The organism is Methanocalculus alkaliphilus (genome assembly GCF_024170505.1).
Lineage (GTDB): Archaea > Halobacteriota > Methanomicrobia > Methanomicrobiales > Methanocorpusculaceae > Methanocalculus > Methanocalculus alkaliphilus.
On sequence record NZ_JALJYG010000003.1, the window covers coordinates 162,896 to 186,564 of the forward strand.

Below are 23,669 nucleotides of genomic sequence, written 5' to 3' on the forward strand. Positions count from 1 at the left end.
TCGATCTGCTCTGTTCTCGTATACGTTGGGTGGAGGCAGACAAAGGGTTTTCCACAGTCATCAGGAGGGGGCAAGGTGATCACCCTCCGCCGTCCCCCTCCTGTTTATGATGAATTTGTAGATCTCCATTACCAGCAGAACGCTGGAGGAGAGGAGGATCACCATCACCCATTCCCAGGCAGAGACGGGGGCGATGCCGAGGACATCCTGGAAGAAGGGGGTGTACATGGCGGCGATATGGATCACCTGGGCGGCGACGATCCCACCGAAGAGATAGAGGTTCGTCCATATCGGGATCCGGAAGAATGACCGGTACTCCGATCTGCAGTTCAGGACATGGAAGTTCTCAAGCATCACCATCAGGAGGACGATGAGGTTGCGCGCCTCGCTCTCGGAGTACCCGGCACCCAGGAGCCAGTACCAGCTCGCAAGGGCAACACCCCCCATCGTGAGGCCTGCAACGACGATCTGGCGCATCATCACATCATTGAAGACCGGTTCGTCGGGACTGCGCGGAGGCCGCTGCATCGCACCAGCTTCACCGGGCTCAAACGCAAGAGTCACTCCTTTGATCCCGTTTGTCACAAGGTTCAGCCAGAGGAGCTGGACAGCGAGGAGGGGGAGGGGGAGGCCGATTGCAAGGGCCGCGATGAAGAGGGCAACCTCGGCAAATCCGGTTGAGACGAGGAGGTAGGTCACTTTCCTGACATTGTCATAGGCATACCGCCCCTCCTCGATTCCGGCGACGATCGAAGAGAAGGAGTCGTCTGTGATGATCATCGAGGCGGTATCCTTGGCAACATCGGTACCCGATCCCATTGCAACCCCGATATTCGCGGACCGCAGGGCAGGTGCATCATTGACGCCATCACCGGTGACAGCAACAAAATCTCCACCTGCCTTCAGGGCATTGACGATATGGAGCTTCTGTTCAGGGCTCACCCGTGCAAAGACATGCCGGTTCTGCACCATTGAGAGGAAAGCAGGGCTGTCAGGAGAGCCGACCGCTGCAAGATCGCTGCCGGTGATGAGATCCCCTTCATCATCAGCAATGGCAAGCTGCCGTGCAATCGCAAGGGCGGTCTTTGGATGATCACCGGTGATCATCACAACATCGACACCAGCCTCCCTGCACTCACGGACGGATGCATAGACATCATGTCTGATGGGATCGATGAAACCGACGAGACCGTAGAGTTCAAGGAGCGGGGGCGGGCCTCCCTTCACCTCTTCGGGATCAGAGAGCCCCCCGGCTACCGCAAGAACACGGTATCCCCTCCCGGTCAGAGAGTCCATCTGTGCCTCTATCGCCTCTGTATCGATGGGCAGACTCCCTTCAGCGGTGAGCATCGTCCTGCAGCCAGGGAGGATGACCTCAAGTGCCCCTTTGACGGCAACCCTCCGTTCATCACCTTCCTGATACCAGACAGAGGTGAACCTGTTCTCTGATGAGAACGGGATCTCTGCAAGTACTGCGATATCATCACGGATTCCGGCCGGATCAAGGCCTGCCTTGAACCCAAGGGCCAGGAGGGCGATATCCATCGCATCTCCATGTGAGAGCCATCCCTCACCATCACGCTCCCTGAGATCTCCTTCATTTGCGATGATGGAAGCCTTGGCGAGCGTGAGGAGGGGGTTGGCAGAGGATGCACCGACATCCCCCGGATACGTGATCTCTCCTTCTCCGGTGTATCCCTCACCTGATACCGTACATTCGGTGCCGTCAGGAAGGATGACGACCTGGGCGGTCTGCTGATTGACCGTCAGTGTTCCGGTCTTGTCACTGGCGATGACTGTGCAGCTTCCAAGGCTCTCAACCGCCGATAACTGCCGGACGATCACATGCCGCTCAGCCATTCGTCCTGTTGCGATGGCAAGGGCGACGGTCAGGGCAACAGGCAGGCCTTCCGGTATCGCGGCAACTGCAAGGGCGATTGCCAGGAAGAAGACCTCACGGGGAGGTTCGCCCTGCGAGAGGACAATAACCGCGATGATGGCCGATGCAAAGAGGACGGCGATGCTGATCTTCTGTGCAAACGCCTCCATCCGGATGAGGAGGGGGGGTTTCCCCATCGCCGAGCTGCTGACGGAGGCCGCAATCTTTCCGATCTCGGTCCGTATACCGGTTCCCGTAACGATACCGGTGCCCCGCCCGGATACGACGGTTGTTCCGGCATACGCCATATTGTGACGGTCGGCGACTGCTGTATCCTCAGGTAACGTTACCGTCCTCTTCTTCGTCGGCTCGGACTCTCCTGTCAGGAGGGATTCATCGATGGCAAGGGAAGAGGCGGAGATGATCCGAAGATCAGCAGGAACCCTGCTCCCGGACTCGAGGATGACGAGATCACCGGGAACCAGATCCTCGGCAGAGATCTTCTCTTCATCCCCATCACGCCTGACCCGGGCATAAATCCTGAGCATCTGCACAAGGGCGGCGGCACTCTTCTCTGCCTTCCACTCCTGGATGGACCCGATACCTGCATTCAAAAAGATGACGGCGAAGATGAAGATCGCATCAGTCCAGTCTTCAAATGCTATCGAGAGGACACCAGCGGCGATGAGAACATAAATGAGAGGGCTTGCAAACTGCCTGAAGAAGATACGAATTTTTGAGGTTGGTTTCCTCTCAGGGAGGCTGTTTTTGCCATACTCTTCCGATCGTCGCGCCGCTTCCAGTGCGGTGAGGCCGTCATCATCCGTCTCAAGCCGATCCCGGACCTCCCGGATCCCAAGCGTATGCCATACACCATCAGGTTGATCCTCAGGAACCGGCTTTGAGGGCATACTACACAATATGCCTTCTTCGGATATTCGTTTTATCCTCAATCAAAGGCGATCAGATCATCGATCAGAGTACCCCCGGTCACCTTCATCCAGGCGGCGATATCCTGGAACGGGCGCCGCACCAGGATCGATGCCACGGTCTTCTTCCCGATGCCGGGGAGTGCCTTCAATGCAGATGCCGGGAGCGTGTTGATCATAATTGGGACGGGCAGGGCGGTGAGTGATCGGCTTCCATATCCGACAATAGCGGCATCAAGGTGGTCGCCCTCCTGAAGCGGCAGTGGAATCCCGGCAAGGATCGGGTAGGTCCCCATCTGGCGTCCAAACGAGACCTGGCCGGCAACCTCGATTCCCACCCCCCGCAGTATCGTCCCGATGGGAAATACCCGTTCGAGCATAACGGGATCGAAGCTTCTCCGGGTCCAGTCCTTGAAGGAGCGGAAGAGTGAATGGTGTTGATCAAGCGTGTTCTCCTCATATGCACGTGTCCCTTCAAACGGCATCAGCTGCCGGATATTTACACGCCGGACGAGGAGTCCGGAGGAGAGGAGACCTTCAAGGAAGGCACGGTTGCGCTCGTAGGTCTCTTCGGTCTCGCCAGCAAGCCCGCAGACGAAGTTCAGTCCGGGAAGGAGATGCGGGACCCCGTCTGCATCGCGGCTGCCCCCCACCTCGTTGACGATCCGGATCGCATCCATCACCTCATCCGGCATTGCCTTGAGATTATTTGCAGAGATGACGGCTGGATCAGCAGTCTCCATCCCGAATGCGGCGATATCCCCCGGGGTATGGCCTTCGACGATAGCGGCAAGCGCCGCACGCGACGCATCCTCATGATGAACGATTGTTCCCGGATTGACATTATCGATATGAAGGGTTCGGAGATCCGGCGCAGCCCTGCGGATGGCAGTGAAGAGCGATCGGATCTTCTCCGGATCCGGGACCGGGAATTCTCCTCCCCCTGTTCCATAGGCGAGGAGATCCGGCTGGCGGCCAAGGCGGAAATGGCGGGCACCGGCGGCATACAGCGCAGAGACCTCCTCTTCAATCATCGGTACCGGACGGTACCTGGGTTGCCCATAGAACGGCTCTGTGCAGAAGGAGCAGCCCCCGGTCCCTGAGCGGGAGCATCCTTTTGCGGTCTCAAGCTCGATGACGATATTCGGATAGAGCGGGTGATCCCTGATGATCTCCGCACCGAGGATGCTCCAGATCCTGCTCTCATCGTACACCTCGTCACCAGCGGGATCCGAGCCTTCGAGGAACCGCTGAAGTGCGGTAGCTGGATCACCGATAAGGAGCGCCCGGTACCCGGCCATCAGCTCCTTCACCGCCCGTGTACCCCCGCCTGAGGAGATCCCATGGACAACCGGGCCACCCAGCAACGCATCACTCCCCTCAAAGAGCGATCCGATCTGGTGAAGCTCATTTGCGGTTGCAGGAGTTCCTGCAAGATACTTCCCAGGCACCGTCTGGCCGGCGATCACAACGACAAGCGGGATACTTCGAAGGCTCTGCACCTCCTGCGGTGCGGAACGGATCTCATCGATCGTTCTGTACTGCACCCGGTACCCTGCCTGATACAGAACACCGGCGACCGTCCGGATGTAGGGGGAGATGTACGGGGGCACCCCGAGACACGCGGGCTCATCGACATACCCGTCGATGATCAGTGCTTCAGAGGTCATAGCCGATCATCCCAAGCAGCTTCCGTGCCCAGAGAAGTTTTCCCCGCTTCATCGGATCGACAGAGGTGTCCGAGAGATCGAAGCCGAGGATTGTGATCGTCGCTGCTCCCAGTTCATCTGCGGCAAATACGGCACGGTCACCATCGGTGAAGCCGCCAAAGTTATGGATTCCCGGAAGCGGCCGGCTCTGCGTGGTACCGACAAGAGGCCCCGTCAGGCGTGGGACCCAGCGGGAGAGGAGTTTTGTATTGTCGCCATGGGCATGGACAACGATAAGGGTCCCCTCCTCATTCATCGTGATGAAGGGATCATCGGCACCATCGAGATCGGTGAAGATGATGTCAGGGATAATCCCCGCATCATAGAGGACGAGGGCTGCAGCATCTGCGGCGATGACAACACCATCAATCTCACGAAGCTGCTCCCTGAGGATCTCTGCGTTTCCACAGACTGTCACGGCATTGCCTGAGATCCGATCCCTGAGAAGCGCAAGATCATCACGATCAAGCAGATCGTTGAGGAGGAGGGCTGCCTCTTCATCATCGGCCCGGTCGAAGCCGAAGTAATCGAGGATCTCACGATAATGAGGTTCGAACTCCTCAAATCTCATTTTTATCCCCATTATCATCGATACCAACAATATCAGTGAACCTGTGAAGGATCGGATCGATGATCATCTGAAGGAGGTCTTCCTTGTCACGGACCATTGAGAAGTAGTTTAATGGGATCTGTGCAGCTGCCATTGTTCCGTGGCCGCCGGCATCACCGAAGTCCCCGAAGGCTTCCTTCAGAACATTGCCAATATGAACCCGGATATCCTTATTACGGGCAGATATGATGATATGGGCATCGGAGATACCATAGACGAGCGCCGTCGTCACACCCTCAAGATTCACCAGCATATCAGCCGCCTGCGGAATCGCATCCCGGTTCCTGATATAGCCGACATTTGAGAAGAGATACCCGTTCTTAATGGAACGGGTGGAGATGGCATTCCCCATCACCTCAAGCGTCTCCTGTGAAAACGATGGGGACATGATCTTGTCCAGGAGATCGGTATCAGATAAGGGAAGGAGATATGCTGCATTATACAGATCATTCGGGGTGACATTGCGTCTGAACTCACGGGTATCTGCGCGAATGCCATAGTAGAGGGCCGTTGCGATCTTCGTATCTATCGGGACATCAAGCTCCTGAAGATACTGGGCGAAGATGCTGGCGGTTGCACCGCTCTCAGGACGGATATCAATAAAATCAGGTTTGTAGCTCCGTTCTATCCCCTCCATGCTGTGATGATCGATGATGATATCGACATGGGTGCCGGGATGGAGATCATTATTGATTCCCGGCCCGGGGGAGTCAACGAGAGCAAGATGGTTGCATTCTGCCAGCTTCTCCGGGGTCATCCTCTCCATCTGAATGTCAAGAAGGTTGACGAAGGCACGGTTCTCCTGGTGCCCGACGGTTCCTTCATAGAGGATACGGCAGGCCAGCTGCCCTTTTGCAGCATCCTGGGCAATGGCGCAGAGGGCCATCGCACTTGATATCGAGTCGGGATCCGGGTTTCTGTGTGTGAGAACACCAAGAGTTCCGGTCCAGTTCTCAAAGATAGAATAGAGACGGTGCGCACTCCGTGCGGCGGTCAGCGTCTTCATATGATGAACTGCGGACCTGGCCACCACCTGCTGAGGATAGAGGACAACATCAGCTCCGGCTTCAACAAGGGTATCAACGGAGAAGAGATCGACCGCCCGTGCTATTGAGAAGGCCTGTGGATGCGTCTTCTTTGTCTGCTCCACGGCATTGAGATTGGCTTCTTTATTGCTTGAGAGGATGAAGACGATCTCCGGGATCGGAAGGTCTGTAAAGAGATCGGGATCTGAGATATCCCGGACAAGTGCCTGATATTTCTGGTCTTTTAGATCCTCGACCCTCTTCTCATCCGAATCGATGACAATAATATTCGTCGTCTCTTTCAGGAGCTCTTCGATGACGTTATAGCCGATGCTCCCGCAGCCAAATACCATATACCGAACCCTTGGCTTCGGGTCACCTTTGCCTCCATCCGCCATACATCTAGTTATCGGGGCTCCCAGATAATAATGCTGTTTCAGGAGCAATTCACAAGTAATATATAGGTATGAAATCAACGGTATTAGGTCAAACAGAGGGCCTGTAGCTTAGTTAGGCATAGCGACGGACTCTTAATCCGTAGGTCAGGGGTTCAAATCCCTTCAGGCCCGTTTTCATCTTTTCTTTTTCGATTATCATCTTCCCCCCGACCTGGGGCATCTCATCCCGTCACCAGAGCCATGGAGCCCCCTGATACCGGATCAGCGCATACCAGCATTCGTATTCTGATCAGGAACCCCCGGATTGCGGACGATCCCCCTGAAGAGCCGTCCAAGCAGATCAGATCCGGTTATAATTCGCCGTTCATCGCCCCAGAGGAGGATGACATCATCTTCGATGAGATCATCTCCATGTCGTGTTGGCTGAACCCTGAGGAGGGGGAGTGCCTCCCCGAGGGTTGCATTTTTCTTCCGGAAGATGATTGGGCGGTGGCAGTGCCGGTACGGGATGAACCGTCCTTTGCCAAAGAGGAGGTCACGGATGAACCCATCGGCATTGAGGAGCATGTGAGGGGTCCCTTCAGAATCGGTGAGGACGATCCAGCTCTTCCCTGAAGACTGAATCTTCTGGAGGAAGGGATCAGAGATCTCCCTGGTAATCGGGGGGAAGACCGGGAGCGCATCCAGAACATCTAATTGTATGATGCTCTCCGGGTCGACCGGCTCCCCCTCCGCTGCCAGGGGAAGATCATCGAGCGCGAGGAAATTCAGTGCCCCCTGCCCTTCCATCCGTTCTATCTCGGTCGTTGAGGACTCCATGTGCAGCCTGATCAGCTCCCGGAGATCCCGTTCCCGGAAGTACCGAATCCCCTCCGGGCCAAGGAGTCGATCCAGAATGAGCGCGGTCGGTTTTGCAACCGGATAGAGGAGGATCTGGTAGAGACGGAGAACCGGGGACAGGAAAGAGGCGACCCGGAGAGCGTGGCGTGAAAAATACGCCTGGGGGATGATCTCTCCCACGATGGTGATAACGACGGTTGAGAAGAGGAACGCCATGACTCCGGCAAGGACTGAGTTTGCAAGGAGGGCGAGGAGGACATTGATAGCAACATTGCCCCAGAGGATCGTGACGAGCAGAAAGTTCGCATCCTCCCTGAGCGCGAGCACCCGGCGGGCATCCCTGTTGCCACGCCCGGCCTCCATCACCAGCTCAAGCTTGCTGATCGTGAAGAAGGCCAGGTTCAGCCCGGAAAAAATCGCAGACTGGGTGATGCAGAGAATGATGCCAGACCAGATGAGAAGAGTCACGCGTTCAAGCCCTCCGGGAATAGTTCCAGAAGAGGGGATGAACGCCGGACCTTATCATACCCTCGCCGGAGAGGAGAACCCGTCGGATCGGATCGTTATCCTTTCTTCCCCACAGCCATCAGCATCTCTTCAAGGCTTGGATATCGTGACTCAATCCGCTCAACACGCCCCCCTGATGAAGATATGTGAGCGGTTGCCGCATTCAGCTCCGGAAGGGTCTTGACATTCACCCTGTACATGCCGTCATCCTGGATGATACCCCCGATTCCAGGGAGGGAAGCGGGATCATCGATCCGGAAGTGAATAACGTAGGTGATCGAGCCGAACCTCTCCCTGAGCTCATCCATGGAGCCGGAGGCGACCTCTTCCCCTTCAGAGAGGATCAGAACCCAGTCTGAGATCTCCTCCACCTGGTAGAGATTATGGGCGGAGATGATGATCGTCTTGCCCTCATGCTTCAGATTACGGAGATAGCCGGTGATGAACCGTGAGGTCATCGGGTCAAGGCCGGAGGTCGCCTCGTCATAGACCAGGAGATCGGGATCATGGAGGAGGGATCGCGCGATGGCGACCTTTCTTCGCATTCCTTTTGAGAGCTCGCCGATCTTCTTCCCGTTATGGTCGAGACTAAGTGAGGAGAGGAGATCATCGGAGCGCCGCTGTATCTCCGGCCGGGTCATTCCGTAGATATCCCCAAAGAAGTTCAGATAGGCATCCACCGTCATCGTATCATAGAGGCGTGACTCCTCCGGAAGGTACCCAAGCCGCATCTTCAGCGCCATCGGGTCTGCAATGGCATCGATCCCGTCGATGACGAGGGTGCCTGTGGTCGGAGTGAGAAGGCCCGAGATGATCTTCAGGAGCGTCGTCTTTCCGGCGCCATTATGGCCGATGATCCCATAGATACCGCTCTCGGACAGGTCGATATCGACACCCTTCAGTGCAGTGAATCCGTTAAACTCTTTTCGAATACCCCGGCCATGGATCATAGTTCACAATCGGCACCAGGACGAATAAAACTTCCCGAATATGCATCTTCAGGTCGAGGATGCGGTTCAATTACGTGGAGGGTGAATATCCTGACTCTGCATCTTTGAAGATCCTTTTATAGGATAACAACCGAATTTCTGGCTATGCGGATGCATATCCTCAGGCAGATCAGCGTCATATCCCGTTGGGAGCTTCGCCGGACCCTCTCGACGATGGGGCGTGGCGTGCTGCCTGCTGCCATCATCCTCTTCATCCTCCTCATCCTCGCATCGGGGTTTGCGGCCTCGAGCGGGGTGCACCTTCAGGATGGGATCTACCGCCTCGGAACCGATAACCGGGAGGCGGGGGAGATGATCGCAGCCGACACCCGGTTCACCATCTATCTGGATGGTGGAGGAGCGCTCTGGGAGAACCGCCAGTTCTATGATATCATCATCCTTGGAAGCGAGGTCTATGTCCGCGATGATGAGAAGGGAAGGGCTGCCCTTGGGGCACTCAGTCAGGTATATGAGAGGTATACCGCTCTCATCAATGCCGGAGAGCCGGACCTGTATGCGGCATACCCGCTCTGGATAGACCGCCAGTACGAGAGAAGCCTGCTTGACTTTACCGCCACAGAGGCAGGCCGCCGGGTATCGCCGGTTCCGGAAGAGAGGCCACCTGCTCCGCAGCAGCCCATCGTTCCGGTGGCAACACCTGATGTACAGATCCCCTATGACCCGGAGCAGCTCAGGGCAGAGATCTCAAGGTCCGCGGTGCAGGACGATCAGATCAGGAGATATGCACAGACCTTCGGGGTTGAATCGGGAACAGGGACATTTCGGACACCTGCACAGCTCGCCCCGCCACTCCCGTTCGATTCGATCATCCTGATCTTCGTCTTCATCTTCCCCCTCTACTTCACATCCCAGTTCTTCATGATGAGTATTATGAACGAACGGATCGAGCGCCGTGGAGAGATCCTCCTCTCAACACCTTCTCACCCGTCAGCCATCATCCTCGGAAAGGCACTCCCCTACTTCCTCCTGATGGTCGCCATCTCGGGAGTGATCATCCTGATCAGCGGCCTCCCTCCGATTGTTATCCTCCCGCTCATCCCGGTGATCCTCTTCTTCCTTGCTGCTGCCCTCGTCATCGGGATGCTTGCCAGGAGCTTTAAAGAGCTCTCCTTCCTCTCGATCTTCTTCTCAACAGTCGCAACCTCATACCTCTTCTTCCCAAGCATCTTTGCCAATGTGCATGTGATCGCCCTCATCTCCCCCCTCACCCTGATCGTCCTTGAAATCCAGGGAGATGCATTCACACTCACCGAGTATATCTACTCCACCGCGCTCTTTTACCTCACCAGCGCAATCCTCCTCTATGCCGGCGTCGTGAATTTCAATGAAGAGCGGCTCTTCTCGTTCCGTAGCCTCATTCCACGGACAATGGAGTTCATATCAGCCGGGATATCGACGAAGTACACCCTCCTCTCCCTCTTCAGTCTTGGAGCGCTCGTCATCCCCTTCGTCTTCATGGTCCAGATGATGGGGCTTGTCTTCGTCTTCAACCTCCCGATGCCGCTCTCCCTTCTCCTCCTGCTCGGCTTTGCCGCAGCAACCGAGGAGATTGCAAAGTCGATCGGGATCTATGCACTTGCGAAGATACTCCCCGGAGGGCTGAGTTGGCGGCACGTCATCTTCGGCTCAGGAGCGACTGCCCTCGGCTTCCTTGCGGGTGAGAAGCTCCTCCTCTTTGCGACCATCGCCCAGGTGACAGAGTCGGTCTTTGGGAGCATCCTCTTCCTCTCCCTTGAACTGCTCTGGATGCCCTTCCTCCTCCATGCGGTCTGCCTTGGGATCGTTGCAGTCGCCCTGAAGGCCGGGGGACTCCGGATGTATATCCCTGCACTCTGTTGTGCAACCGTCGTTCATGTCATCTATAATCTCGCCGTCATCGGGGTGATCCCATGATGAAAAGCCGCAATATTGGAATTATAGCCAGAAAGGAGCTCTCCGGGATCTATGCAGAGAAGACCATCGTCTTTGCCATCCTGCTCCAGCTCTTTATCGCCCTCTTCTCATCGTTTCTGATGATCGGTCTCACCTCAATGTACGATCCCGACGCTCTTGCCGGATACCGGGGTGTCGAATATGGGATCGGGTATGTCGGTGAGGAGGGCGATCTCTTCGAGATTATTAACGAGAGGAGGGATCTCGTTGCATACAATCTCGATCTCGATGTTGCAATCGCATCACTGAAGGAACGGCAGCTCTCCGCCGTCGTCCTGGTCCCGGACATACCTCCTGACGATCCCGGGCCTGTCATCGTCACACTCTACACCCTCCAGAATGATATCCAGGCGGCAGTCGTCGAGGTGAAGATGAAGGAGGCATTCCTTGTCTATGAGGATGAGCTGCGGAGCGTGCGTGCGGACCGGCTGATAATGGACCCGATCCAGCTGAACTTCCCTGATACCGGCGGGCGATCCAGTTACTTCGAGTTTGTCTTTGGCCTCCTCATCCCGCTCCTCATCTTTATGCCGGCGATCATATCCGCCGCGCTGATCATCGACCTCATCACCGAGGAGTACCAGTCCAAAACACTCGAGACCCTCCTCTCGACGACGGTGACCTATGGAGAGATGATCTGGGGGAAGATACTCGCCTGTATCCTCATCGTTCCATTCCAGTCGGCGGCATGGCTCGCCCTCCTCTGGATCAACGGGATCGCCGTCCAGAACCCGGTGCAGATGCTCCTCCATGTCATCGCCGGATCGATGGTCCTGATCCAAATCGGCGCTCTCGTCGCCCTCCATTACCGCGAGAGGACGAGTGCCCAGTTCGTCTTCTCAACAGCAGTCGTTGTGGTGATCATCTTCATTATGTCAGTGCCATACAATCCTCTGAATCTCCTCGTCCGCCTGGCTGTCGGAACGATCGGATCCCTGCACTGGCTCATTCTTGCAGGAGTGGTCGCAGTTGCAGTAATCCTCTCGGTCCTGCTCAACCGGTATGCAGCATACATCAGCACCCTCCCATTACGGGAAGGGTGACACCAGGATCAGAGGGTCGCACCTCTGCATCCTGGCGGCCGGTAAAAGACAGAGAGAAAACGTTATCGGGTAGTGGTACAATCAGAGATCATCCTACATGGCCCTCTACCAGACACCCGGTATCGTCGCCTACCTCTTCCTGACGGGCGCAATAGCACTCCTCATCTTCTTCACGTACATCTCCATCACCATGATCATCTCCCTTCAGCGCCAGAGAGAGATGCGGCGAAGAAAGAAGAGCCGGAACAGACCTGCGGTATCACAGTATATGGAGGAGCGGTTCCGGCAGGATATGGGGAGAGAGAGATGAAGAGGAGGGGATAGCGTGCGATCGCGGCAGGAGATTACGTCCATTCTGACAAGACAGAAGGACGAGATGACAGAGATGTTTGGTGTAACAAAACTTGGGACATTCGGCCCGAAGATCCAGGGTGACGGGGAGGTATCGGTCATCGTCGCCCTCTCGGATGATCGGGATCTCCTCGATATGGCAGGCCTCTCCACCTACATCAGGGAGAAGACCGGCCAGCATGTCCCGGTCATCTCCATAAATGGCGTACCGGATGAGCTCAGGCCGCTCCTATTTGGGGGAGAGGGGGCAGAGGGGGATCATTCCCGGTTCTTTCTCAAAGAGATCGCCTCATCATTCTCGGATATCGAGACCTTCTGCCAGGGGATGCAGTATCAGGATTTCCTGCAGGACAGAAGGGCTCAGGCAGGGGTGCTGGGAAAGCTCAGTGCCATCGGTCTCCTCTCACGCGGTATTTCAGTTGAGATGAAAGCTGCCCACCCTTCCATCCCATGGCATGCACTCAGCGGCCTTCCGGAGGTGGTCACCTCATGGTATGGGACGGATCTCCAGCTCGTCTGGGCGATGGTCCGGAAGAAGGTACCAGGTATCAGGCGGTCGCTTGGTGCGCAGGCGGGTGCCGGTAAGACGGAGAAGACCGGGCTCCGCCGGTTCTTTTAAAAGGAATACCGCATCCCCTCCTTCCGGAGGTTCGCATGGTGTTCCCTGTACTCCGGGAGGACGGATTCGACGAGCTCCCAGAACGGCTTCTGATGATGCGCCTCACGGAGATGGCAGACCTCATGCACAACCGCGTATTTCAGGTAGTCGGGAGGTGCCTGGGCAAGCCGGATGTTAAGGATGATCCCGTTCCTCTGTGTGCATGAGCCAAACCGCCGCTTCTGGTAGCCGAACCTGATACGCGGGATAGGAACACCGATTGCTTCGGCCGTCTCTCCCGCTATCTTTTCAGCGAATGGGAGGACTGCAGAGGAGTAGCAGCTGATGACCGCCCGGACGATCCGGTCTCTGTCGCCCTGAATGTTACCATCCGGAGGGAGGCAGAGGTGCAGCTGATCCCCTGCGATATATGCGAAGTAGTCGTCCCCGGTTCTGTTATGCCGGATCGTGAGGGGGCGGCCCTGGAAGAGAATCGTTGCCCCGTCCTCATATCCCTGCACCGGTGTCTCCTTGAGAGCCTTCCCTTTTCTCAGGCGTGCCCTGCCGATCCAGCCTGCTTCAGCCTTCAGTAATGAGACGGCGATCTCCTGGGAAAGGGGGTAGGGAGACCGGATTTCGACTGCCAGATCATCCCGGATAGCAAGGGCTGTACGCTTCCGCCGCCGGTTGATGGCAATATAAAAGGTGATCTCGTCACCATCAATCCAGCATTGCCCCTTCATTCATGAAGTACTACGCCTGCCGGATTGATGAATTGTATCCTTCCACAAGCTTTCATAGTCAGCGGACGCACATAATTACAGACAATGAAGATTCATGCCATCAGTCGCGATACACTCTCCACACTCCTTGAGATGGCAAAGAGCCAGCATCCTCTCGAGTTTGTCGCCCTCCTGATCGCCGAGGACGGGGTTCTCTCCGACATCAATCTCCTCCCGGGGACCCGGCTCGATGAACGGAGTGCGTCTATATACACCGATATGATCCCACTTGGCATGAGCTTTGCCGGTAGTGCACACAGCCATCCAAACGGTGTTATTCAGCCTTCAGATGCGGATATCAGTTTTTTTCCGAGGTTTGGAAACTGCCATCTGATCATCGGATACCCATACGGGCAGAACGACTGGCAGGCCTTCTCCCGTGACGGAACGCCACGTGGACTGGAGGTTCTGCCATGACCCGCGTCGTCGCAACCGGGACATTTGACATCATTCACCCCGGCCATCTCTTCTACCTGGTAGAATCCAGGGCTCTTGGGGATGAACTCTGGGTGATCGTCGCCCGGGATGAGAATGTCCGGCATAAGCCAAAACCGATCATCCCCGAGGACCAGCGGCTCAGGATGGTTCTCGGATTAAAACCGGTCGATCATGCGGTACTTGGAGATAAAACCGATAAATTCCAGCCGATCCGGGATATTGCCCCTGATATCATCACCATCGGATGCAACCAGCGGTTCACACCGGAGAGCCTCGAAGAAGAGCTCAGACGACATGGGTTTACGATCCCTGTTGTCAGGATCGATGAGTACCGCAGTTGTGAACTCTGTTCATCCTCACAGATCATCGAACGTGCCCTGATGCAGCGGGGCCATCCCCCCGTTCGGTGAGCCGGCCGGACCAACCTTTATCAGATATCAGGATGAGTCCCCTCCTGATGTGATAAGGATGGCAAAACGAAATCTCGCTGATGAACTCTCCCTCCTCTCTGCACATGCGGAAGAGAAGGGGGGTGTTCCCGCAATCCTCCCGGTCGGGGAGATTGTGGTTGCAGAATGGGTCCGGCTGAAATGCCGTTTTGGCTGTAAGGGGTACGGCAAACACTTCAGCTGCCCTCCCCACACCCCGTCACCGGAGGAGATGCGAAGGGTCCTCTCCGGATACAGGACGGCGATGCTCGTCAGGTTCGACGAGGATCCCGCGCACCCGGAGATCCGACCAGAGGATATCCCGGCTGATTTCCACTCATTCTATCGCAGGATGATCCTCTGGATCTGGGAGACGATGTGGGAACTGGAGAAGATGGCGTTTTATGACGGGTATTACAAGGCGTTTGCCTTTGGTGCATACCCATGCATCTTCTGTGAGACCTGTGTGGCAGAAGAGGCAGAAGGATCAGTTGATGAGAGCCTCCGCCGGACCTGCAGGATGATGGACCGGGTCCGGCCGAGTATGGAGGCGGTGGGGATGGATGTCTTTGCAACAGCACGGCATGTCGGATGGGAGATCGATCCGATCCCATGCGCTGATCTGGAGTACGGAAGGATCATCCACGGGAATATCCGGTCCGTCGGCCTCCTCCTCATCACCTGAGATCAACGGAATCATCACCAATACGATAATTTCTCCTGAGGAACTGACGGACATTCTCAGACTCGACCCACCCATGATCAAGCTGCCGGATGATGTCATTTATCCGGTAAACCTGCTCCATGATCTCCTCTGCGGTGGCATCATCGGAGAGGATAGAGTAGCCAAGGATCACCTGGAGCGGGTTTCTGATATGATCCGCAAGGATGGCAAACTGTTCGATATTATGGTCTATCTGGAGGAATGCCTGAATCTGGCGCCTCTCAAGATCCTTCTTCCCGGAGATGTCACGGATGACTGCAGAAACCCCTTCCGGGCAGTCCCTGATGGAGATTGGGCTGATACTCACCTCAAGGTCGATAGACCGGCCTTCGGGTGTCAGGATATCCCCCTCGAAGATCCTGTTCTCATTGAGATTTTGGGGGAAGAAGCCCTCTGCAATCTCGTCAAGGGTCATTCTGAGGAGAACCTCTTCCGGGTACCCAAGGATCCGGGAACTCATCTCATTCGACTCGATGATTCGGCGGGTATTTCTGTCAATGAGCAGGATACCTTCTGATATCTGCCTCATCATGCTCCGGTACCGCTCTTCCGAGTCACGCAGGGCATCTTCTGCCCGGCGCCGCTCCTGACGGTCCCGTGCCTCCGCCAGTGCCCGGTTCACCGACGGGATGAGACGGATAAGATTGTCCTTCATCACATAATCGGCGGCCCCGTCCTTCAGCAGGGAGACGGCAGCCTCTTCCCCGATTGCGCCGGAGACGATGATGATCGGGATATCATACCCCCGCTCCCAGAGAACCCGGATGAGGCGATCCCCCCCGAACCCGGGCATATGGTAATCGGTAAGGATGACATCCCACTCTTGCTCTGCAAGTGCAGATACAAGACCCTCTTCAGTCCAGATACGGGTATGTTCCGGATAAAAACCCCCTTTTCTGAGTGCCCGGAGAAGAAGCAGCGCGTCATCCTCTGTATCTTCCGCAATCAGCACCCGGAGTCTCTCATACATGCATATCACCTCAATCGGGGTTGTTCGTTCAGGAGGAGCCAGTAGGCGCCGAGCAGTCGGATCGCCTCCATAAACTCGGAGAAGTCAACGGGCTTTCGGATATAGCTGTTTGCACCAAGATCATAGCTCGCCATGATATCCTCGTCTTCTGCAGAGGTTGTCAGGATAATGACCGGGATCAGACGGGTTCTATGATCCTGCCGGATTGCCCTGAGCACCTCATGTCCATCAAGTTTGGGGAGCTTGAGATCCAGGAGGATCAGCACCGGAAACAGATCGGGCTTGCGTTCAGAATATGATCCCCTCGCAAACAGATAATCCAGCGCTTCCTCACCATCACGGACGACGACGATCGGATTTGCTATCCTGTTGCGTGCAAATGCCCGCAGCGTCAGGAGTTCGTCATCACGGTTATCCTCGACGAGGAGGATCGTCTCATCCAAAAACATGGCTTTATTCTCCTGTCTCTGATTTGGAACCCAGAGTGAAATAAAAGGTTGCTCCACCACCAACTGCCGCCTCGGCACGGATGGTTCCTCCATGCTTCCTGATGATGCGGGATACGGTTGCAAGGCCGACCCCGGTACCCGGGAACTCCTCATGTGCATGAAGCCGGGAGAATGGGATGAAGAGCTTCTTTGCATACGCCATATCAAAGCCCGCTCCGTTATCGGAGATGATGTAGACGGGGGTGATCCCATCATCCCTCATCCCGATCGATATCACCGTCTTCTCGTTGCCTCCGGTGAACTTCCAGGCATTTCCAAGGAGATTTTCAAGAGCGATCCGGATCATCCTCCGGTCTGCGGTGACGATCATCCCGTCCTGGATATGGACAGAGGCATCGGCTCTTGGTTCTGAGGATGAGATATCGGCAATAACCTCGGCGGCAAGATCAGAGAGTGAGAACTGCTCACGCCGGATCTCCTTTCGGGAGATTCGTGAGAGGAGGAGGAGATCCTCGATGAGATCACCCATCCTCTGTGAGGCAGCCCGGATGCGGTGGAGATATTCGGAGGCTTCAGGAGGGAGGGAGGCATCATAATCTTCAAGGAGAGCAAGGGAGAAACCGTCGATACTCCGAAGCGGTGTCCTGAGATCATGGGAGACGGAGTACGTGAAGGCTTCAAGTTCACTGTTTGCAATGGCAAGCTCTGTCGTTCTACGGCTGACACGCTCTTCCAGCTCAGCGTTCAGCTTTCTGAGGCGTTCCTCAGCCCTCCTCCTGAGGATCACCTGCCAGAGGATCTCGCCAAGGTACAATGCCTGCTTGAGATCGAGATCATCATACGGGACGGCCTTCTCAAAGAGGGAGATGATCGCAACGACGGATCCACCGTCCGTAATCGGAAGATCCATCCGGGTTCCCCCCTCGATGACGGGCATTCCCCTCCCCATCAGTATCCGTTCCCAGGGACCGTTCTTCCCAATGGGCGAGAACCCCGTCCTGCTGCCGGATTCAGGACCGGATCTGTATATGGTGAAGAACCGCGTGTCAGGATTCACAACCCCGAGGATTCCGTACCTGCTCTGCGTCAGTGAGATGGTCTTTTGCAGGGCCTCAGAGAGGATACACCCCTCGGATGCGTCAGGCAGGTGACTCAGCCTGAATGCCGCGGCAAACATATCCTTCGTTCGGAGAAGGGTATCAGATGCGGCCTTCTGATCGGTGATATCCCGGGTGATGGTGATCAGGTACGCATCCCCACCAAACGAGACCTGATGGAGTGCTGCTTCAAGATAGCGGGGAGAGGAGCCGGCAGATGGATGATATGGAAGGGTCTCAACCCCGCCGCCTGCCGCCTTCAGCCGTCTGTACCATCCGTGATCATGGAGATGGGATTCTATCATTGTGCCGACGAGATCCCGCCTGCTCTTTCCAAAGAGGCGGCAGGTCTCTTCATTACAATCCAGGATGATATCATGATCCATCCCGATGATCAGAATCCCGAGATCGATCTGATCCAGAATAAAGCGAAAGCGCTCAAGTTCGAGGAGTCGAACCCGAAGCTCGGGGTAGTGGCTCTTCCGGAGCGAGCCTTCTCCAAATCCGAGTATCTTCTCCCGGAGCTGCTGCTGTTCATGCAGACCGGGTTCAGAGCGCCGCTTCATAAAGAGCAATAACCTCCTCTATCTCAGGAAATACAGGATTTGTGACGAGACAGGGATCGAGAACTGCTGATGCGGCGAGATCAGGGATCTGATCATGCATCATCCCACGGTCTCCAAGCGTTCCGGTGATCCCAACGTCTCCTCCAAGTCGCCTGATGGCATCGACGATAGCGGATACCCCGCCTTCCTGTATCTCCTCATCAGAAGCACCAAGAATGCGAGCAATCTGGTTGTATCGTTCCATGGATGCAGGGTAGTTATAGCGGATGACATGCGGAAGAAGGAGTGAGTTCACCTCGCCATGGGGGAGATCATACATGCCACTGATGGCATGGCCCATTGCATGGACGAGGCCGAGACTCGCATTCGAGAAGGCAAGCCCTGCATGAAGGCTTCCAAGCATCATCGACATTGCGGCAGATGCGTCATCCCGGCTCCTGTATGCAGCCGGAAGTGCCCTGTGCAGCAACCGTATCGCCTGAGATGCGTGGAGATCGGTCATTGGTGAGCTTCCGGTCGAGACATACGCCTCGATGGCATGCGTCAGGGCGTCAAACCCTGAGTATGCGATGAATTCCCGGGGAAGGGTTGACAGGAGGGAGGGATCGATGAGTGAGATGTCGGGGATGATCATCTTACTGATGATCCCAAATTTCCTCTGTTCTGCCTGATCGGTGATGATCGCAAACTGGGAGACATCGGCTGAACTTCCTGCCGTCGTCGGGATGCAGATGAGGGGTGGACCCATATGCCTGATCCGGTCAACACCTTCGTATTCACGGATATCCCCGCCGTTGGTGGCAAGGATTGAGATGCCCTTTGCAGCGTCCATCGGGCTGCCACCCCCGATCGCAAGGATACCGTCACACCCGGCGCGATGGTAGATCTCTGCCCCTGCATGAACCTCATCGGTCCGGGGATTTTCCGATATCCCACTGAAGATCATCACAGTGACACCATGATCATCTGCAAGGGCACGGATCTCATCAGCCCATCCGGCCCTGACAATACCGGGATCGGTGACGAGGAGAAGACGCTGTATACCATAGTTTTCAAGATAGAAACCGGCACGCCGTCGTGCACCGTCCCCGATGATCACCTCGGGCATCACAAACTTTCGAAGAGTATCCACCGTCATCAGGAAGCCCCGTATGATAACTATTCTCTCCTCCATAGCGATAAATAAACCGCCTTCCGTGAGCCGGAGGATGAGAGAAAGAAGAGAGGATACCGGGAGCGCTCTGTATACAAGGATGGGGTGATGATCTGCCACCCTGAAGTGGCGGGTAGCAGCATCTCCGGTGCTAAGGTGGAGGACGTGCCATATTCTGGCGCGCCCGGTCTGGATGGTGTGTCCTTTTTGGACAATATCTATATTAGTGTTTTACTAATTAATACTTTTTGTATAATAGGTAGTATCAATCCACAGTGCTATCCCGGAGAATCACCATACACTGTATCAGATGCGACCCCTCACCTGCATATTCCATGGCCCGGCCGTCTTTGATGAAGGGGATGCCGCCAGAATCAACAGAATTCTTGATCCGGATCGCCTGATCGTTGCAGGAGTGATGGGGCGGACCGCTGCGATCGAGAGTGGTCTAGCAATCACACCTGCTGATCTCCCCCCATCAATTGTGATAAACCGGATGGATGGAGATATCATCCTGGTGAACCGGGGGAAGACCCCGGAGTCGGGGCGATGCTTCGGTGAGATCGTCGCCGGTCGGATCACCGGGGGGAGGGGGCTTGTTCATATTGAATGCTCGGATCAGACCTGTTATCTCTGGAATGAAGGAGACAGGGAGCTTGCAGAACATGTCGCTGACCGGATCGGCTGTCGGGTTATCGAGATATCATCAACCTGCCGAAATACTCCTGAAAAACGGATAATCCATGGCTGCCTGCCGGGTGAGCCGGTCTGTGTGGAAGGGATCACCATCGGCTATGCCACCGCCAGGGAAGTGATCCTCTCCCGTGATAATGGCTCCCTCATCCCGGTATCCGGCATCCGGGTCAAGCCGCATGGGATGGAGAAGCTTGCTGCCATCGGGTGCCCTCCCCTTGACCGGGCATGGTGTAAGAGCGGGGAGATACGCTCTTCCCTTCCGGAGAGAACACTCAGGCGTGCACCGGGGTGTGGAAAGATCGCCGTCATCGACCACGCCGCACTTGATATCTACCGGATCATCACCCCGGATCTCGCCGGTATTGTCACCATCGGTGATGACACCACCGCTGTATGTGGCCATATCGGGGCTGTCCAGGGCATCCCCGTGTTTGGGATCACCGATGGAGATGCCGACGGGATCGTCCCTGAGACGTATGCCCCCGGCTCAGTCGTGGCCCATGTCATCTCAGGAACGGATGACGACGTCGGGCGGGAGATTGCGGGGACGATCCCCCGGGATGAAGAACTCTGCTGGGACCGACTGGTGCGGGACATTCTCTGCACGTATTCCGGCACGATCCGGATCGTGAGGGATCTGCGGTGAAGCGCTGTGCCGAGTGCAAGGGGAAGGGGCTCTGTGGCCTGCCAAAGTGCCCGGTTATGCAGCGTTTCTATGCACAGACGAGTGAGAAGCCGGTCTCCGAATATATGGGTCCCGCCCCGTCCGTCTTCATCGGGAGCGGGAACTACCCAAAGGTCATCGGTGGCCCGCTCCTCCTCCGTGAACCGGATATACCAACCGACTGGATCGCAAAGAATCTCTCGATAGATGATATCGTCGCGATCCGTTCACGAACCATACGGGGAACACAGCCGATCGGCTCAGTCCTTGAAAAGTCGCAGGAGGTCGCCCTCTCCCGCCGCCCTCTGGATGTGGAGGCACACTTTGTCAAACCCATACAGTTCGGACTCTCCTTTGACGGGACCATCGCACCCATCGGCCTCTCCGGCCAGTTGAAGAAGGTCGATGTCATCGATAATGCGGTCGTCGAGCCGGCGGTCGACCGATACACCTCCGATACCGATATACGTGCAACCGAGGCGGTCTCTGCGCTTCATCATGATGGGATCGATGTCTACCGGATCACCGATCTTCTGACAGCGGGCCTCCTCGGATCGAAGCGGCGGTTCGTTCCGACACGCTGGGCGATCACCGCCGTGGACGATATGGTCTCACTTCATCTCAGGAAACAGGTGGAACGCCTCCCCCCGCTTGGCGATATCATGATATACCGATCTCTCCTCCATGGAAACCATCTCGTCATCCTCCTCATCCCCTCATCGGATTTCCGGTTCGAGATGATAGAGCGGTGGCAGAAGCAGTCCCTCTGGGGAGATACCGGGGATGTCGTCGTGGTGGATGGCGAGGGGAGAAAGAAGAGGGGATATTCACCGATTGCAGGAGCCTACTATTCAGCCCGTCTTGCTGTTCTGGAACATCTCGCCCTGACAGGGAGATGTGCCCGTGCCCTCGTCATCCGTGATATCTCAGGTGAGTACTGGGCACCGCTTGGAACCTGGGTCATCCGGGAGGCGTCACGGCAGGCGATGCGATCCGGGGGGATCGTCGCCCAGGATCTCACCACGGCTGAAGCGATGATCACACGTCTTCTCGGATCATCCTTCTGGCGGCACCAATCTGAGCTGATCCGGGATGTAATGGTCCAGAGGACGTTTGCCGACTTCTTCTGAGAGTTAGATCCATAGATTCATTCATCCCTGGGAAGAGGTATAACCACGTCTATGCTGTTTTCTGAATTTGCCCTCTGGTGTGAGAGGATCGAACAGCTCTCCGGCCGGCTTGAGATGATCGACCTCATTGCAGGGGTCCTTCCGGACCTCGATGAGGAGGATCTGCCGATCTTCGTCCGGTTCATCCGGGGTCTCATCTTCCCTGACTGGAGCCCGGCAAATCTTGGTATCGGTCCAAATCTCCTCTATGATGCGGTTGCGTATGTGGGTGGAAAGAAACGCCAGGATATCGTCATGCTCGTCAACCAGACAGGAGATGCAGGAAGAGCGGTTGAATTGTTTCTCCTCAGGGAGAAGACCCAGCAGGCACGCCTCTTTCCGGGCGACGAGCTGACACTCGCAGAGGTCTACACGACATTTGAGCGGATGGCAGATACCGGCGGTCTAAAATCCCAAAGGGAGAAGCAACGGAATATTCAACTCCTCTTCTCAGATGCCTCACCTCTTGACGGCCGGTATCTCACCCGCCTGATGCTTGAGGAGCTCAGGATAGGTGTGGGGGAAGGAAATGTGCGTGATGCTATCGCCCGTGCCTTCGGAGTGAGCCCCGCCCTCGTTGATCGTGCACACCAGGTGATCAACGATCTCGGTGAGGTGGCACGTATTGCGAAATCAGATCCCGATGCCCTGGAGAAGGTGACGATTGAACTTTTCAGGCCGGTGAAGGTGATGCTCGCTCAGGCAGGAACGATCCAGGATATGATCACCGGCTCCCGCGAGGTCGCGGCCGAGTATAAATATGATGGCAGCAGGTTCCAGTTTCACCGTTCAGATGAACGGACGGTCATCTACTCCCGGAGGCTTGAGGATCTCACCGATGCACTCCCTGATGTAGCAGAGAAGCTTCATGCCGTCTGTTCGGGAGATCTTATCCTTGACGGCGAGGTGATCGCCATCAAAGACGGCCATCCGATGCCTTTTCAGACAGTTCTGCGGCGGATCCGAAGGAAACATGATGTGGCGGGACATGTCGGTGAGATCGAGATGATCCCCCTCGTCTTTGATATCCTCTATAAGGATGGCAGAAGCCTCATCGATCTCCCCCTCTCAGAGCGGCGGCTGATCCTTGAGGAGTCGCTCACCGGCTCGGTCGCTCCACAGATTCGATCATCCGATGAAGAGGAGCTGCTTGCCTTCTACCATGCGGCACTCGATGAAGGCCATGAGGGGATTATGCTGAAGGGCCCGGCATCCCCCTACATTCCGGGGAACCGGGGGAAGCACTGGATCAAATGCAAACCTGAGGTTGAGACGATGGATCTCGCCGTCATCGGAGGGGAGTGGGGCGAGGGGCGGAGAGCCCGTCACTTCGGATCATTCCTCCTCGCATGCCGGGATGATCAGGATAACCTCCTGCCGGTGAGCAGGGTAGCAACCGGGATCAATGATGAGACACTCGGCATCCTCTATGATCTCTTTAAGGATCGTGTCATCAGCGAATCAGGAAAGGAGGTCACCTTTGAGCCGGGGATCATCTTTGAGATCGGCTACTCGGAGATACAGAAGAGTCCAAACTATGCCTCAGGTTATGCACTCAGGTTCCCGAGATTTGTCCGTATCCGGGATGATAAGCGGATGGACGAGATCGAGTCACTCGCCTCGATCACCGGACGGTACCATCCCGCGGGTCCGCGACAGACAGAGGAGAACCCTCATAGAAAGAATACATTAATATAAGAGG

The 23,669-nt window shown here is 56.0% G+C and carries 21 protein-coding genes and 1 tRNA gene; 11 read left to right on the forward strand and 11 right to left on the reverse strand.

Annotated elements, in window-relative coordinates:
* Positions 1–60: 60 nt before the first annotated feature.
* The 4 genes from J2T58_RS03785 to J2T58_RS03800 are packed head-to-tail and all read right to left on the reverse strand — an operon-like array spanning position 61 to position 6,550.
* The gene (locus J2T58_RS03785) at positions 61–2,790 is read right to left on the reverse strand and encodes a cation-translocating P-type ATPase (RefSeq protein WP_253487536.1); all 2,730 of its coding nucleotides are present in this window, start codon (positions 2,788–2,790) and stop codon (positions 61–63) included.
* Positions 2,791–2,828: 38 nt separating this feature from the next.
* A complete protein-coding gene (locus tag J2T58_RS03790; protein WP_253487537.1) occupies positions 2,829–4,478 on the reverse strand; it encodes a radical SAM protein in 1,650 nt (549 codons plus the stop codon).
* Positions 4,468–5,088, reverse strand: a complete 621-nt coding sequence (locus tag J2T58_RS03795) for a 6-hydroxymethylpterin diphosphokinase MptE-like protein (protein ID WP_253487538.1) — start codon at positions 5,086–5,088, stop codon at positions 4,468–4,470. The genes J2T58_RS03790 and J2T58_RS03795 overlap by 11 nt, the downstream gene beginning before the upstream one ends.
* Entirely contained in the window at positions 5,078–6,550 is a 1,473-nt protein-coding gene (locus tag J2T58_RS03800) for a DHH family phosphoesterase (protein ID WP_253487539.1), read from the reverse strand. Before J2T58_RS03800 ends, J2T58_RS03795 begins: the two co-directional genes overlap by 11 nt.
* A gap of 97 nt (positions 6,551–6,647) precedes the next feature.
* Between J2T58_RS03800 and J2T58_RS03805 the strand changes: the two genes are divergently transcribed.
* Positions 6,648–6,721, forward strand: a tRNA-Lys gene (locus tag J2T58_RS03805).
* 90 nt (positions 6,722–6,811) lie between these two features.
* On the opposite strand, the gene J2T58_RS03810 is transcribed toward J2T58_RS03805, so the two are convergent.
* Positions 6,812–7,858: a DUF21 domain-containing protein gene (locus J2T58_RS03810; protein WP_253487540.1), complete on the reverse strand. Its 1,047-nt coding sequence runs from the start codon at positions 7,856–7,858 to the stop codon at positions 6,812–6,814.
* A gap of 95 nt (positions 7,859–7,953) precedes the next feature.
* Positions 7,954–8,847: an ABC transporter ATP-binding protein gene (locus J2T58_RS03815; RefSeq protein ID WP_253487541.1), complete on the reverse strand. Its 894-nt coding sequence runs from the start codon at positions 8,845–8,847 to the stop codon at positions 7,954–7,956.
* 144 nt (positions 8,848–8,991) lie between these two features.
* On the opposite strand from J2T58_RS03815, the gene J2T58_RS03820 reads away from it, so the two are divergent.
* The 4 genes from J2T58_RS03820 to J2T58_RS03835 all read left to right on the forward strand — a co-directional run bounded on the left by J2T58_RS03820 (position 8,992) and on the right by J2T58_RS03835 (position 12,852).
* Positions 8,992–10,800 (forward strand): ABC transporter permease family protein, encoded by a 1,809-nt coding sequence (locus J2T58_RS03820; RefSeq protein WP_366518434.1) that lies wholly within the window; start codon positions 8,992–8,994, stop codon positions 10,798–10,800.
* Positions 10,797–11,882: an ABC transporter permease subunit gene (locus tag J2T58_RS03825; protein WP_366518435.1), complete on the forward strand. Its 1,086-nt coding sequence runs from the start codon at positions 10,797–10,799 to the stop codon at positions 11,880–11,882. Before J2T58_RS03820 ends, J2T58_RS03825 begins: the two co-directional genes overlap by 4 nt.
* Positions 11,883–11,979: 97 nt before the next feature.
* The gene (locus J2T58_RS03830; RefSeq protein ID WP_253487542.1) at positions 11,980–12,192 is read left to right on the forward strand and encodes a hypothetical protein; all 213 of its coding nucleotides are present in this window, start codon (positions 11,980–11,982) and stop codon (positions 12,190–12,192) included.
* Between the two features lie 15 nt (positions 12,193–12,207).
* Complete coding sequence (locus tag J2T58_RS03835) at positions 12,208–12,852, forward strand: HepT-like ribonuclease domain-containing protein (protein WP_253487543.1); 645 nt, start codon at positions 12,208–12,210, stop codon at positions 12,850–12,852.
* Here J2T58_RS03835 and J2T58_RS03840 read toward each other — a convergent pair.
* Positions 12,849–13,574, reverse strand: coding sequence for a M48 family metallopeptidase (locus tag J2T58_RS03840; protein ID WP_253487544.1), 726 nt, complete (start codon positions 13,572–13,574; stop codon positions 12,849–12,851). The genes J2T58_RS03835 and J2T58_RS03840 overlap by 4 nt on opposite strands.
* 84 nt (positions 13,575–13,658) lie before the next feature.
* On the opposite strand from J2T58_RS03840, the gene J2T58_RS03845 reads away from it, so the two are divergent.
* The 3 genes from J2T58_RS03845 to J2T58_RS03855 are packed head-to-tail and all read left to right on the forward strand — an operon-like array spanning position 13,659 to position 15,164.
* On the forward strand, positions 13,659–14,030 hold the full coding sequence (locus J2T58_RS03845) for a Mov34/MPN/PAD-1 family protein (RefSeq protein WP_253487545.1): 372 nt from the start codon (positions 13,659–13,661) through the stop codon (positions 14,028–14,030).
* Positions 14,027–14,461, forward strand: a complete 435-nt coding sequence (locus J2T58_RS03850; RefSeq protein ID WP_253487547.1) for an FAD synthase family protein — start codon at positions 14,027–14,029, stop codon at positions 14,459–14,461. The genes J2T58_RS03845 and J2T58_RS03850 overlap by 4 nt, the downstream gene beginning before the upstream one ends.
* A gap of 58 nt (positions 14,462–14,519) precedes the next feature.
* Positions 14,520–15,164, forward strand: a complete 645-nt coding sequence (locus J2T58_RS03855) for a DUF2284 domain-containing protein (protein WP_253487549.1) — start codon at positions 14,520–14,522, stop codon at positions 15,162–15,164.
* Here the strand turns inward: J2T58_RS03855 and J2T58_RS03860 are convergent.
* From J2T58_RS03860 to J2T58_RS03875, 4 genes are read right to left on the reverse strand one after another with little or no spacing between them, the layout of a single operon-like run.
* Complete coding sequence (locus J2T58_RS03860; protein ID WP_253487551.1) at positions 15,157–16,173, reverse strand: response regulator; 1,017 nt, start codon at positions 16,171–16,173, stop codon at positions 15,157–15,159. The two genes, J2T58_RS03855 and J2T58_RS03860, sit on opposite strands and share 8 nt — an antisense overlap.
* Before the next feature lie 5 nt (positions 16,174–16,178).
* Positions 16,179–16,622 carry a response regulator gene (locus tag J2T58_RS03865; protein ID WP_253487552.1) on the reverse strand — a complete coding sequence of 148 codons (444 nt, stop codon included), beginning with the start codon at positions 16,620–16,622 and terminating at the stop codon, positions 16,179–16,181.
* Positions 16,623–16,626: 4 nt separating this feature from the next.
* Positions 16,627–18,285, reverse strand: coding sequence for a sensor histidine kinase (locus J2T58_RS03870; RefSeq protein ID WP_253487554.1), 1,659 nt, complete (start codon positions 18,283–18,285; stop codon positions 16,627–16,629).
* Positions 18,269–19,459, reverse strand: a complete 1,191-nt coding sequence (locus tag J2T58_RS03875) for an iron-containing alcohol dehydrogenase (protein WP_253487557.1) — start codon at positions 19,457–19,459, stop codon at positions 18,269–18,271. Before J2T58_RS03875 ends, J2T58_RS03870 begins: the two co-directional genes overlap by 17 nt.
* Positions 19,460–19,748: 289 nt before the next feature.
* Between J2T58_RS03875 and J2T58_RS03880 the strand changes: the two genes are divergently transcribed.
* The 3 genes from J2T58_RS03880 to J2T58_RS03890 are packed head-to-tail and all read left to right on the forward strand — an operon-like array spanning position 19,749 to position 23,665.
* On the forward strand, positions 19,749–20,780 hold the full coding sequence (locus tag J2T58_RS03880) for a DUF2117 domain-containing protein (protein WP_253487559.1): 1,032 nt from the start codon (positions 19,749–19,751) through the stop codon (positions 20,778–20,780).
* A complete protein-coding gene (locus J2T58_RS03885) occupies positions 20,777–21,928 on the forward strand; it encodes a hypothetical protein (RefSeq protein ID WP_253487561.1) in 1,152 nt (383 codons plus the stop codon). Before J2T58_RS03880 ends, J2T58_RS03885 begins: the two co-directional genes overlap by 4 nt.
* 51 nt (positions 21,929–21,979) lie before the next feature.
* A complete protein-coding gene (locus tag J2T58_RS03890) occupies positions 21,980–23,665 on the forward strand; it encodes an ATP-dependent DNA ligase (RefSeq protein WP_253487563.1) in 1,686 nt (561 codons plus the stop codon).
* The last annotated feature ends 4 nt before the right edge of the window (positions 23,666–23,669 follow it).